Genomic DNA, 12052 nt, shown 5'->3' on the forward strand with positions numbered 1-12052 from the left:
CGGAACTTGCCTCACACTTGGAGAGTTTCTGGCTGTTGGCATCGCAAAGCAGCGGCCCATGCCGGAACTGGGGCGGTGATTCACCCAGGGCTGCGAACAGGCTGTGCTGGGCTGGCAGGGCCTCACGCAGATCAGCACCACGCACCACATCGGTGATGCCGAAGCTAAGTTCGTCGATCACGGTGGCGAGCTGGTAAGCGATGAAGCCATCGGCTCGCCGCAACACCACATCACCACTGCCATGGGGATCGTCATCGGCCACCCGCAGGCGCCAACTGGGGAGCCGCTGCTGCTGCCAGCCCCAGTTCTGCCCAGCCATCCGGCAGAAGCCGGGGTAGATCGGCTGATCGGCAAGTTCCCGCCGCGAGCAGCGACAGGCGAACAAACGTCCGGATCGGCGTAACCATGATAACCAGGAGTGGTAGGTGCCACGCCGTTCACTCTGGAGCAACACCGGGCCATCCCACTCCAGGCCCAGCCAGCGCAGATCGCTTTGGATCGCCTCGATGGCACCGGCGCGGTTGCGCGGCGTGTCGAGGTCATCGATGCGCAGCAACCAGGCACCTCCGGCCTGACGTGCCGCCAACCACGAGAGCAGAGCCGTTTGCAGGTTGCCGAGGTGGAGCACCCCCGTCGGTGATGGGGCGAAACGGCCGCGGTAGCCGCCGGCGGCAGCCAGGGCTCGCCCCAGCTCCAGATGCTGCTGCAGATGCTCCGGAACAACCATCAAAAAAGGCGACCTACTGGGCCGCCTGAAGAACGAAGTTGAGGCGCTGATCAGCCCTGAACGCGATCTTTGAACATCTTTCCGGCGGTGAAGGCGGGAACGCGCTTGGCGGGAATCGCGATCTTCTCGCCGGTCTTGGGATTCAGACCCTGACGGGCGGAGCGCTCACGGGGTTCAAAGGAGCCGAAACCCAGGATGGATACCTTCTTGCCTTCCACCACGGAGTCGATGATCGTGTCGATGGCGGCGTCGACAACCAGGGAGACGTCGGTCTTGGTGAGCTCGGTGCGAGCAGCCACCAGATTCACCAGATCTGCTTTGTTCATTGGTTAGAGAGAGTCGGGGGGCGGGAGACGGCTCGGATACGGCGTCGTGGGCTCGCCGCTGCCTTCCCCAAGCGGCTTAATCGTATGGAGAGCAACCGGTTGCTGCAAGCGAAACGTGTTGTGCCGCAACGCTTTAGCAGTTGTCCGCAACATCGCTCCAACCATTGAAGGGCACGAGCTGCTCCCCACGCAAGGCACCGAGTGCAGCCCCAGAAAGCAGTTGGGGACTAGCATCTGAAGGGATCCAACCCCTGAGTTTGGCCAGGCTGCTCAGCTGTCTGGGCCAGTGGAATGTGCGGGCATGGCGCATCGGCGCGAGCTGACCGGGAGCCCATGGCGTCAGCAAACGCCCGCAGAACAACAGCTCATTTGGTGCCGGAGCGAACACCACACAGCTCCCCGGCGTCGGTCCCGGCGTCCACAACAGCCGCAAACCACTCACCGTGGTGTGTTCCTCAGCGAAGGTCTCCAATGGCGCAACGTTAGGCAAGAGATAGGCCTCCTGTTCCTGCACCAGCACCGGCCAGCCCAAGCGCTCCTGAACGCGACGCAGGCGACCATGGCCTTCACGGCTGGTGAGCAGGGTCCTTGGGCTGCGGGTTCCTGCCAGCTGGCGCAGGGCGCTGAGGCTGGCCTCTGTCAACGGCGGACAGTCCACTAAAACGGGCTCGGGATCCAAATCCAGCCACCAGGAACTACCGCCCTGGCTGTCGCGGTTGGGCGGGAACAACCAGAGGTCGTCACGCAGCTGCTGCGGCGGCCGACCGGCCTCAAGTGTGGTGGTCATCGCCATTGGTTCAAAACAACGGACCAAACCACTAGTTTGAAGTTGAGATGCCCCAACGGGCCTTGAGTGGCATTCACCCCGGTTCTCCCTGGCCCCTGGGCAGCAGCCTCACCAGCCGAGGTGTGAACTTTGCGCTGGCGGCCCCCGGGGCCGACCGCATTGAATTGCTGCTGTACAGCAACGGCAAGGACCGTAGCCCGGAGCGGGTGATCGAACTGGACGGTCGACGTCACCGTTCAGGTGACTACTGGCATGTGGAAATAGAAGGCCTCGGTGAAGGCTGCTGTTACGGCTACCGCGTCTTCGGTCCGCTGGCTCCGGGGGGCCATGGCTTCCAGCCCTCCAAGGTGCTGCTGGACCCCGCCGCCCGTGCCATCAGTGGCTGGGAGGTCTACGACCGGGTTCTGGCCACCGGACCCTCTCCCAATGCCCATGCCTGCCTCAAGGCGGTGGTGTGCGAAAGGGATCTGTTCGATTTCCAGGCCCATCCGCACCCGCTCCACAGCTGGCAACGCACGGTGATCTACGAGCTTCACGTGGGGGGCTTCACCCGCCGCGAGGATGCCGGGGTCGCCATAGAGCATCGCGGCACCTACCTGGGCTTGATCGAGAAGCTGCCCTACCTCAAGGAGCTGGGCATCACGGCGGTGGAGCTGTTGCCGGTGTTCTGCTTCGACCCGGCCGATGCCCCCCCAGGGCGCGACAACGTGTGGGGGTACAGCCCCCTGAGCTGGTTCACGCCCCACCACGGCTACTGCAGCAGTGGCGATCCGCTGCAGGCCCGCCATGAGGTGCGCCAACTGGTAGCCGCCTGCCATGACGCCGGCATCGAGGTGCTGCTGGATGTGGTCTACAACCACACCACCGAGGGCAACCGCCATGGCCCCACCCTGAGCTGGCGCGGCTGTGCCGACAACGTCTACTACCACCAAAACGACGACGGCGATTATCAAGACGTGAGCGGCTGCGGCAACTCAATCGCCGCCAATGCGCCGATCAGCACCCAGCTGATCCTCGAGTCGATGCGCTGCTGGGCCCTGGAGCTGGGGGTGGATGGCTTCCGCTTCGACCTAGGCATCGCCCTGAGCCGCGGCGACCAGCTCAAACCCCTCAACGAGCCGCCCCTATTCACGGCAATGGAGGCCGACCCGCAGCTGAGCGACCTGAAATTGGTGAGCGAACCATGGGATTGCGGCAGTCTGTATCGGCTGGATGACTTTCCTGCCAAGCGGATCGGCACCTGGAATGGCCATTTCCGCGATGGGGTGCGGCGCTTCTGGAAAGGGGACGACCACAGCACCTGGAGTCTGGCCCAGCGGTTCAAGGGCAGCCCCGATCTCTATGACGGCAAGCCCGTCGCCCTGGGGCGTTCGGTGAACTTCATCACCGCCCATGACGGCTTCACCCTGGCGGATCTGGTGAGCTACAACCGCAAGCACAACCTCGCCAACGGCGAAGACAACTGCGACGGCGAGAACCACAACAACAGCTGGAACCACGGCATCGAAGGCCCCAGCAGCAATCCCCTGGTGCAAAGCCTGCGGCGGCGGCAGCAACGCAACCTGCTCAGTTCGCTGCTGCTGGCTCGTGGCGTGCCAATGCTGCTGATGGGCGATGAAGTAGGCCGCAGCCAAGGGGGCAACAACAACAGCTGGTGCCAGAACAGCCCGCTGGGCTGGATGGTCTGGGATGAAGACCACTGCGACCTGGAACTTAAGCAGTTTCTGCAGCGGCTGCTGCGGCTGCGCCAGGCCCTGCCGCAACTGTTCAATCCGCTGGTGCCGCCGCGGGAAAGCAACCGCAAATCAGCGGAGCAACCATCGGAACAGCGAAGCGATCTCTGGCGTCAATGGCACGGGGTGAGCTTGGCCAAACCCGACTGGGCGGCCTGGAGCCGCACCACGGCCACCAGCCTCCACCGCGGCAGCCGCGGCGCCTTGCTGTGGATGGGCTTCAACGCCTACAAGGAAAGCCTCAACTTTGAGTTGCCGGTTCCTGCCTCCCCCTGGAAACGGGTGATCGACACCTCGTTGCCCAGCCCCAAGGATTTCCCAGCCGAGCCGGCCAGTTTCAGCGGCATGGAGATTCCGCTACAGAGCTGGAGCTTCGTGCTGCTGCTCGCGGAGAAGGAGACCTCAGGCCTGCGGTTGTGATTAGAGCGGGTGACGGGAATCGAACCCGTGTCATCAGCTTGGAAGGCTGAGGTCTTACCATTACACAACACCCGCGCAGCACAAACGAACCACTGCCCCGGGGCTGATGGTGTCGTAGGCACGCATCCATTATGGCAATCCGTCTGCCCGGAGCCTCAGCGTGACACCGATCGACGTATCCCTGCAGGGATCACGCCGCAGGCTGATGCTGGCCTACGGCCTGGGCGACGCCGGCACCGGGCTTGCCGCCACCCAGCTGGGCTTCTATCTCTTCCCCTTTTTTATCTGCACCGCAGGTCTGCCGGCCTTCATCGCCGGCTCCCTGCTCACGGTGAGCAAGGTGTGGGATGCGCTGAATGATCCATTGATCGGCTGGCTCAGCGATCACACCCGCAGCCGCTGGGGCCCGCGCCTGCCCTGGATGCTGACCGCGGCGCTGCCGCTTGGCATCTGCCTGACGGCGATGTGGTGGGTGCCCCCGGGCGACACGGTGCAGCGCACTACTTACTACGCCGTGATGGCGGTGTTGCTGATGACCGCGTACACCAGCGTCAACCTGCCCTACGCCGCCCTCAGTACCGAACTCACGCCGGACACCGCCATTCGCACCCGCCTCAATGCGGCGCGGTTCACCGGCTCGATCCTGGCCGGCCTGAGCGGACTGATCGTCGCCTCGCTGGTGCTCACCAACGGAGGTGGGGGCTACCTGGCCATGGGCCGGATCACCGGCAGCATTGCCGCCACTACCACGCTGCTCTGCTGTTGGGGGCTGGCCCCCTACGCCAAGCGGGCCCAACGCCCGGTGCCCAACAACGAGCCGCCGATGCAGCAGCTGAAACGGGTGATGGCCAACCCCCGCTTCCGCCAGGTGCTGGGGCTGTACCTGCTGCTCTGGTTCGGCCTGCAACTGATGCAGGTGGTGGCCCTGATCTGGCTGGTGCAGGTGGTGCACGTGCCCGCCACCCTCTCCACCTGGATCCTGTTGCCCTTCCAGATCGCTGCCCTGCTGGGGCTTCAGCTTTGGAGCAACCTCAGCAACCGCATCGGTCGGGTGGCCACTCTGCGCTGGGGCGCGGGGCTGTGGATCAGCGCCTGCCTGCTCTCGATGCTGTTCCCGCCCCTGGCGGCAGATCCCGGCCTGCTGCAACTGCTGCCGCTGGTGGGGTTGATTGCCCTGGTGGGGATGGGAGCCGCCACTGCCTATCTGATCCCCTGGTCGCTGCTGCCCGATGCGATCGACGCTGACCCGAGCAAACCCGCCGGGCTCTACACCGCCTGGATGGTGTTCGGCCAGAAGCTGATCATCGGCCTGACCATGTCGGTGTTCGGCAGCCTGCTCTCGCTCACGGGCTACATCTCCGCCAAGGGAGGCAACTGCAGTGGGGCGCTGAGTTTCATCGAACAGCCGGATTCAGCCCTGCTGGCGATCCGGCTCTGCATGGGTCTGATTCCCGCCATCCTTGTGCTGCTTGGCCTTGTGGTGATGCGAGGCTGGCCCGACCGTGGAGCCCACCTGCAGAAGGCCGCCGGATGAACACGCCCCGTTCGATCAAACGCCTGGGTGCCAGCCTGCTGATCGGAGGCCAGGCCGTTGCGGCCACCCTGCGCGGCCGTATCGATCGGGGGGAACTGTTTGAGCAACTTCTGGAGGCCGGCCCGGGCAGCGTGCTGATCGTGCTGATCATCTCGGTGGCCGCCGGCTCGGTGTTCAACATTCAGGTGGCCGCAGAACTCACCCGCCAGGGGGTGGGATCAACGGTGGGCGGCATCCTGGCGATCGGCCTGGCACGGGAGATCGCCCCCCTGCTCACCTCCTGCCTGCTGGCCGGCAAGGTGGCCACCGCCTACGCAGCCCAGCTCGGCACGATGAAGGTGACCGAACAGATCGACGCGATCACGATGCTGCGCACCGATCCGGTGGAGTACCTGGTGGTGCCGCGGATGATCGCAATGGTGGTGATGGCACCGGTGCAGTGCTTCTTCTTCTTCTTCGTGGCGGTGTGGTCGGGCCAAATCACCAGCACGGCTCTCTACAACATCCCGCCGGCGGTGTTCTGGACCTCGGTGCGCAACTGGATAAACCCGCTGGACCTGCCGTTCATGCTGGTGAAGGCTCTGGTGTTCGGGCTGATCATCGCGACGGTGGCCTGCGGCTGGGGACTGACCACCCGCGGCGGCCCCAAAGAAGTGGGCACCAGCACCACCGGCGCGGTGGTGATGATCCTGATCCTGGTGGCCCTGATGGATGTCTTTCTCACTCAAGTGCTGTTCGGAGCATGAGTTCAACCCCCGCCCCCGTCACCCTCACGCCGGACGTGCGGCTGCCGCTGCTGGTGGTGGCGCTTGGCCTGGCACTAGTGCCGCTGCCGCTTTCGCCTTGGCCAACATTGGTGGTGGCGTTATTCGGCCTGTTTTTGCTGATCCAGAGCGCCAGCCTGCGGCTGGAATTCAAGGAAGAAACGCTGATCGTGTGGCAGAACAGCCGCGAGCTTCGCCGCTTCCCCTACGACCAATGGCTGAGCTGGAGGCTGTTCGCCCCCTGGCTACCGGGCCTGTTTTATTTCCGCGAAACCCAGAGCATTCACTTCCTGCCGATCCTGTTCAGCCCCAAAGAGCTGCGGGAACAGCTGGAACTGCGGGTGGAGGAGCTGGAAGTACCTAAAGAAGACACGAATACAAACGAGTTGTAGCACGATTTCGTGCTGATTTCGTGATCATATCTACGCAATTTCGTGCTCCCATCCCTCAGTTTTGATGCGACCTTTTTTTCTGCGGTCTGGTCAGCTGGAATAGAGGGATGGAGAGCACGGCAGCTGACGCAATGCGCGACGACACCGACTTGACCCCCCAGGCACCTGAACCGGAGCAGGCCTCGACGGAATCCAGCGGCGAAACCAGCACAGAACCCGCCAGCACCACCAGTGCCAAGCCCGCCGCGGCAGAAGCCAACCCCGTGCTGGAGCTGGCCCTCAAGGATCTCCAGGAGCGCCGCGATGCTCTGCAGGCCGAGATCACCGCTCTCAGCTCCCGTAAAGAGCAACTCGAGACCGAGCTGAAGGCAAACTTCACCGGCCAGTCCGACGCTATTGCTCGCCGGGTGAAAGGCTTCCAGGCGTACCTGGGCGGCGCTCTGCAGGGTCTGGTGGAGAGCGTGGAAAACCTGGAGCTGGTGGTGCAGCCGATGATGGTGCAGCCCTCCCCCCTCGATCAGGCGGCAGACAACGCAATGGCGCCGGTGAATACCGGTGAGAGCACCCCACCGCCAGCGGTAGCCGACACCTTCCGCCCCGATGAAGCGCTGATCCGCCAGACTCTGGAGCGCTTCCTCAAACAGCCCGACGTCTACGCCGACCCCTGGAACCTGCGGCGCAGCATCGACGCCCGTGACACGGCCCTGCTGGAAGACTGGTTCTTCAACCAGGGCGGACGCGGCGCCCAACCCAGCCGCGGCACCCGGCCGCGCAACATCCTTATGAGTGCAGCCCTAATCGCGGTGATCGGTGAGCTGTACGGCGATCAATTCCAGTGCCTGGTGCTGGCCGGCGGCCCGGAACGGCTTGGCGAATGGCGGCGCGGGCTGCAGGATGCCCTGGGCTTAGGTCGGGAAGACTTCGGCCCCAGCAGCGGCATCGTGCTGTTCGAACGCCCCGAAGCCCTGGTGGAGCGGGCCGACCGTCTGGAGGAGCGGGGCGAAGTGCCGCTGATCCTGATCGATGCGGCCGAGCGCAGCGTGGACATCCCTGTGCTTCAGTTCCCGCTCTGGCTGGCCTTTGCGGCCGGACCGGGTGAACGCCTCGACGACGATCTGCTGTGATCCAAACAGCCCTCACCTCTCTGTTGCTCCTGGCCATTGGCTATCTGCTGGGAGCCATCCCCAGCGGATACCTTGCCGGCCGCTGGCTCAAAGGCATCGACCTGCGCGATTGCGGCTCCGGCAGCACCGGTGCCACCAACGTGCTGCGCAATGTGGGCAAAGCTCCAGCCCTCGTGGTGTTCCTGATCGATGTGGGCAAAGGTACCCTGGCGGTGTTGCTGGCGAAAAGCGTTGGCCTCAGCGACTGGCTGCAGGTGCTGGCGGGCCTTGCAGCCTTGGCAGGTCACATCTGGCCGGTATGGCTGGGCTGGAAGGGCGGCAAGGCGGTGGCCACAGGCCTGGGCATGTTTCTGGGCCTGGCCTGGCCGGTGGGGCTGGCCTGCTTTGGCCTGTTCATGGCCGTGATCTCGATCTTCCGGATCGTGTCACTCTCCAGCGTGGTGGCCGCTATCGGTCTGCCCGTATTGATGGTGCTCTCAGGCGGCAGCAATGCCTACGTGGTGGTGTCGCTGGTGGCTAGCCTGATGGTGCTCTGGCGCCACCGCAGCAACATCGAGCGGCTGCTGGCGGGCACTGAACCCAAGATCGGACAGAAAGCCAAAGGCTGAGCTGGCTCCTTAATCACAACCGGCTCACCTAACAAAGTGAAGCGGGTCGATCAAAGATCTCCGCAACAGGCTGCAAATGCTGCACTGGGATCTTCGGCCTTGGTGATCGGCCGACCGATCACCAGCTGACTGGCCCCCGCGGCAATGGCTTCAGCAGGCCCCATCACCCGGGCCTGATCACCCACCGCTGCACCTTTGGGGCGAATGCCGGGTGTCACCAACGCAAACGGCTCGGGGTGCTGGGCCCGCAATGCCGCGGCCTCCAGGGGTGAACACACACAACCGCCAATGCCGGCGGTCGCCGACAGCTGTGCCAATGCCGGCACCCGTTCGGCGATGCCCTGGGCAATGGCGAGTTCCCGTTGCAATCGCTGCTCCTCCCAACTGGTGAGCACCGTCACCGCCAGCAGGGTGAGGGCAGGTTGGCGAGCACCTTGGGCTCCTTCCACCGCCGCGGCCTGGGCTGCCTGGAGTGCTTCGCTGCCGGCGCAGGCATGCACCGTGATCAGTTCGGCCCCCAGCGCAGCAGCCCGCCGGCAAGCACCCGCCATCGTGGCCGGGATGTCGTGAAATTTGAGGTCGAGAAACACCCGCAGGCCCTGCTCGCGCAGTTGAGCCACCACCTCAGGTCCCGCTTGCACAAACAGCTCCAGGCCCACCTTCACCCAGCGCAGCCCTTCCACCTGGGCGGCAAAGGCCAGGGCCTGATCCGGGACCATGCCATCAAGGGCCACGATGATGCGGTCAGCGGGATGCAAGGTCATCAGCTCACCAAACGACGGAAGGTCTTCTTGCCCAATTGCAGCACCTTGCCCTCCAGTTCCTCCGCTGAAGCGAACTGGTGATTGGGGTCGGTGATCTTCTCGCCCTCCAGACGCGCCGCTCCCCCCTTGATCTGGCGGCGAGCATCGCTGCTGCTGGCGCAGATACCTATAATACTGAGCAGATAAAAGGCCTTGGCCGGGAAGTTCACCTCCGCCAAAGAGGCCTCAGGCACATCAGCGCCGGCATCACCGATGCCGCCCACCAGGGTGGCGGCATCGCTCTGCGCCTTCTGCGCCGCCGCCAGACCATGGCGGCTGGTGGTCACCGCCAGGGCCATTACCTTCTGCTTCTCGCGCGGGTTATCCGGCAGCGATGCCAGATCGAGGTCGGTCAACAACGTGACGTAGTCGTCGATCGCCGCATCGCCAACCTTCTCGAGCTTGGAGTACATCGAGAGCGGGTCCTCTTCCAGGCCCACCACGTTGCCGAGGCTCTTGCTCATCTTCTGAACCCCGTCCAGACCCACCAGGATCGGCAACAGCAAGCCGAACTGAGTGCCCTTGTCGAAGTGGCGCTGCAGGTCGCGGCCCATGGCCACGTTGAACTTCTGGTCGGTGCCGCCCAGCTCCACATCAGCGTTCACTGCCACCGAGTCGTAGCCCTGCAGCAGCGGGTAGAGGAACTCGTGCAGGGCGATCGGGGTGCCGCTGCCGTAGCGCTTGGAGAAGTCGTCCTTGGCCAGCATCTGGCCCACGGTGCCGGTGCCAAGCAGGCCGATCACCGCCGGCAAGTCCATCCCCTCCAGCCACTCGGAGTTGTGTCGCACCTCCAGGCGGCCAGGGGTCTCGAAATCGAGCAGCGCCGTCTCCTTAGGCTGGTCCTGTCCCAACTGGCGAAGGTAGGTGGAGGCGTTGGCAGCCACCTGCTCCTTGCTCAGCTGCACCCGCGTGGCGCTCTTGCCGGTGGGATCACCGATCCGCGCCGTAAAATCGCCAATGATCAGCACCGCCGTGTGGCCCGCATCCTGAAAGGCCCGCAACTTGCGGAACAAGAGGCTGTGGCCCAGATGAATGTTGCTGCCGGTGGGGTCGATGCCCAGCTTCACCCGCAGCGACCGACCTTCTTTTTCGGCCTGCGCCAACCGGGCCGCTAGGGCCTGATCCGCATCATTGGGATCCCCGGCCGGGAACAGGTCGACCATGCCCCGTGACAGCCAATCCGGCAACGACGGGATAGAGTCCGGCATGGGGAAGGCGCAGCAAGCGAGCGCTGGTGATCGTACGAGGCTGGTTCAGCTGGAAGGGGGCTGCTCGATCTGGGCCTTCATCCGCTCGAGGGTGGAGTTCATCTGGTCGAACATCTGCTCGGGGGTGATGCCGAACTGGCTGAGCTGGGTGCGCAGCTGCTCCACCGTGAGCTTGGCCTGGAAATCCTCCGAGAGTTCAAAGCGCTTCATGAACACCCGGTAGCGGCCCATCAGCTCTTCCATAGTCTCGATGAATTTCTTCTTGCCCTCCCGGTCGAACTTGCCGTACTCACTGCCCAGCTGCATCAGCTGCTGGTAATCGCTGAACAGGTGCTTAGCTTCGTCCTGAACGATGTCGGAATCGAAGAAGGTCATCGTCAGCGTTGCGCACTGTTTCGGTGAAGTCTGCCAAGGATTGGCCAATGGCAACGGGGGTGATCGCCGCACCTCTTATTGGCGTGCACAAAGACGTTTTGTACGGTCTTGCTGACCCGAACCACCCTCCGGCGGCATCCGATTCATGGTGAATGTCGGGCCGCGTCCAGGATGTGGACTTCACCGCTCAGTTCGGCGCAATGCGTGAGCTTCCCCAGCGACACAGGTCCCTATTGGAAGGACGTCGCATCGTGGTTGCCTCCGCCGATCGCGTGTTGATCAGCGGTCTGGTGCACAGCCTTAATGGCCTCGGCTCCCTGGTGGGGGCCGCCAGCACCGAAGCGGAGGCGCTGGCCTGCCTCAGCAACACAGCCGCTGATCTGCTGATCTGCAGCGACCAGCTTGAGCGCGGCAACGGCCCCTCCCTGGTGGCGGCTGCCAAGGCCCAGCAGCCTTCCCTGCGCTGCCTGATGCTGATTCAGCGCCCCTTACTCAGCACGATTCACGCTGCGTCCAAGGCGCAATGCGAGGGGCTCTGCAGCCATGAGCGGATCGGCAACGGCGGCCTGCTCAGCGTTCTGCGCGCCATGGAGAGCGATGGCAGCCACATGGATCCGGTGATTGCTGGGGTGGCCAACCACGACCGCGGCTCGGGCGGCACCGGCCATCCCCTCAGTGATGTGCTAAGCTTGCGGGAGGAAGATGTGCTACGCGGGCTCTGCAAGGGCCTCAGCAATCAGGAGATTGCCGATCAGCTGCACCTCTCGATTGAAACCACCAAGCACTGCGTCACAGGGCTGCTGCGCAAACTCGATGCCAAAAGCCGCACCCAGGCGGTGCTGATAGCGTTTCAGCGCAACCTGGTGGATCCACCGCTGCCGATTCCCCGCTGGAACCCTTCGCCCTGAAGGAACCCGCTCCAGGCCATAAGGAGACGAAGCCCCTGCACCCTCGTTAAGGTCAGCCCATCTCTGCAGAGCCGCATGCCCCGCAGTCACTGGTTGGATCCCCTGGCCAGGCGGGTGCTGCAGGCCACCGGACAGCTGCCGGCGCCAGCGCAGCCACTACCGATCGCGCCTGAACCGTCGGCCTGGGTTATGGATGTGAACCGCGCTAGCCGCGATCAGTGGCTGCAACTGCCCGGGTGCAGCCAGGACACAGCCGATCTGCTGGTGCGGCTGCAGCAGGGAGGGGTGCAATTTGCCGGCGCCGATGATCTGTTCCGCTTGCTTGAGCTGCCGAGCGATCTGG

General features: G+C 64.2%; 13 protein-coding genes, 1 tRNA gene and 1 pseudogene. 8 read left to right on the forward strand and 7 right to left on the reverse strand.

Translation table 11 applies throughout. From position 1 onward, the window contains the following. The 3 genes from gluQRS to ACGVJ8_RS07985 form a co-directional block, all read right to left on the reverse strand. On the reverse strand, positions 1 to 727 hold a 727-nt coding region (gluQRS, locus tag ACGVJ8_RS07975; protein ID WP_392347034.1), incomplete at its 3' end, for a tRNA glutamyl-Q(34) synthetase GluQRS. A gap of 50 nt (positions 728 to 777) precedes the next feature. Next, a complete protein-coding gene (locus ACGVJ8_RS07980; protein ID WP_392347036.1) occupies positions 778 to 1053 on the reverse strand; it encodes an HU family DNA-binding protein in 276 nt (91 codons plus the stop codon). A 133-nt stretch (positions 1054 to 1186) separates the two neighbouring features. After that, on the reverse strand, positions 1187 to 1846 hold the full coding sequence (locus tag ACGVJ8_RS07985; protein WP_392347038.1) for an MBL fold metallo-hydrolase: 660 nt from the start codon (positions 1844 to 1846) through the stop codon (positions 1187 to 1189). A gap of 41 nt (positions 1847 to 1887) precedes the next feature. Here ACGVJ8_RS07985 and ACGVJ8_RS07990 point away from each other — a divergent pair, with 41 nt between their 5' ends. Then, positions 1888 to 3993 (forward strand): glycogen debranching protein, encoded by a 2106-nt coding sequence (locus tag ACGVJ8_RS07990; protein ID WP_392347040.1) that lies wholly within the window; start codon positions 1888 to 1890, stop codon positions 3991 to 3993. A gap of 4 nt (positions 3994 to 3997) precedes the next feature. Here the strand turns inward: ACGVJ8_RS07990 and ACGVJ8_RS07995 are convergent. After that, positions 3998 to 4068: transfer RNA gene (locus tag ACGVJ8_RS07995), tRNA-Gly, on the reverse strand. A gap of 130 nt (positions 4069 to 4198) precedes the next feature. On the opposite strand from ACGVJ8_RS07995, the gene ACGVJ8_RS08000 reads away from it, so the two are divergent. The 5 genes from ACGVJ8_RS08000 to plsY all read left to right on the forward strand — a co-directional run bounded on the left by ACGVJ8_RS08000 (position 4199) and on the right by plsY (position 8415). Continuing rightward, positions 4199 to 5527: an MFS transporter gene (locus tag ACGVJ8_RS08000; RefSeq protein WP_392347056.1), complete on the forward strand. Its 1329-nt coding sequence runs from the start codon at positions 4199 to 4201 to the stop codon at positions 5525 to 5527. Continuing rightward, entirely contained in the window at positions 5524 to 6273 is a 750-nt protein-coding gene (locus tag ACGVJ8_RS08005; protein WP_392347042.1) for an MlaE family ABC transporter permease, read from the forward strand. The genes ACGVJ8_RS08000 and ACGVJ8_RS08005 overlap by 4 nt, the downstream gene beginning before the upstream one ends. Next, on the forward strand, positions 6270 to 6683 hold the full coding sequence (locus ACGVJ8_RS08010; RefSeq protein WP_392347044.1) for a DUF3119 family protein: 414 nt from the start codon (positions 6270 to 6272) through the stop codon (positions 6681 to 6683). Before ACGVJ8_RS08005 ends, ACGVJ8_RS08010 begins: the two co-directional genes overlap by 4 nt. Positions 6684 to 6790: 107 nt before the next feature. After that, complete coding sequence (locus ACGVJ8_RS08015; protein ID WP_392347046.1) at positions 6791 to 7807, forward strand: DUF3086 domain-containing protein; 1017 nt, start codon at positions 6791 to 6793, stop codon at positions 7805 to 7807. Beyond that, positions 7804 to 8415 carry a glycerol-3-phosphate 1-O-acyltransferase PlsY gene (gene plsY / locus ACGVJ8_RS08020; RefSeq protein ID WP_392347048.1) on the forward strand — a complete coding sequence of 204 codons (612 nt, stop codon included), beginning with the start codon at positions 7804 to 7806 and terminating at the stop codon, positions 8413 to 8415. The genes ACGVJ8_RS08015 and plsY overlap by 4 nt, the downstream gene beginning before the upstream one ends. Positions 8416 to 8465: 50 nt before the next feature. Here the strand turns inward: plsY and pyrF are convergent, their stop codons facing one another. Genes pyrF through ACGVJ8_RS08035 form a run of 3 tightly spaced genes read right to left on the reverse strand, consistent with a single transcriptional unit; the run spans position 8466 to position 10801 of the window. Further along, entirely contained in the window at positions 8466 to 9179 is a 714-nt protein-coding gene (gene pyrF, locus ACGVJ8_RS08025) for an orotidine-5'-phosphate decarboxylase (protein WP_392347050.1), read from the reverse strand. Next, a complete protein-coding gene (gene tyrS, locus ACGVJ8_RS08030) occupies positions 9179 to 10426 on the reverse strand; it encodes a tyrosine--tRNA ligase (protein ID WP_392347052.1) in 1248 nt (415 codons plus the stop codon). Before tyrS ends, pyrF begins: the two co-directional genes overlap by 1 nt. 45 nt (positions 10427 to 10471) lie before the next feature. Further along, a complete protein-coding gene (locus ACGVJ8_RS08035; RefSeq protein ID WP_392347054.1) occupies positions 10472 to 10801 on the reverse strand; it encodes a DUF1825 family protein in 330 nt (109 codons plus the stop codon). A 200-nt stretch (positions 10802 to 11001) separates the two neighbouring features. On the opposite strand from ACGVJ8_RS08035, the gene ACGVJ8_RS08040 reads away from it, so the two are divergent. Together ACGVJ8_RS08040 and ACGVJ8_RS08045 are read left to right on the forward strand one after the other, a co-directional pair. Continuing rightward, complete coding sequence (locus tag ACGVJ8_RS08040) at positions 11002 to 11709, forward strand: DNA-binding response regulator (RefSeq protein WP_392347058.1); 708 nt, start codon at positions 11002 to 11004, stop codon at positions 11707 to 11709. A 75-nt stretch (positions 11710 to 11784) separates the two neighbouring features. After that, a pseudogene (locus ACGVJ8_RS08045) lies at positions 11785 to 12052 on the forward strand (hypothetical protein); the annotation flags it as partial.

Source organism: Parasynechococcus sp., from assembly GCF_042954245.1.
Classification (GTDB): Bacteria; Cyanobacteriota; Cyanobacteriia; order PCC-6307; family Cyanobiaceae; genus Parasynechococcus.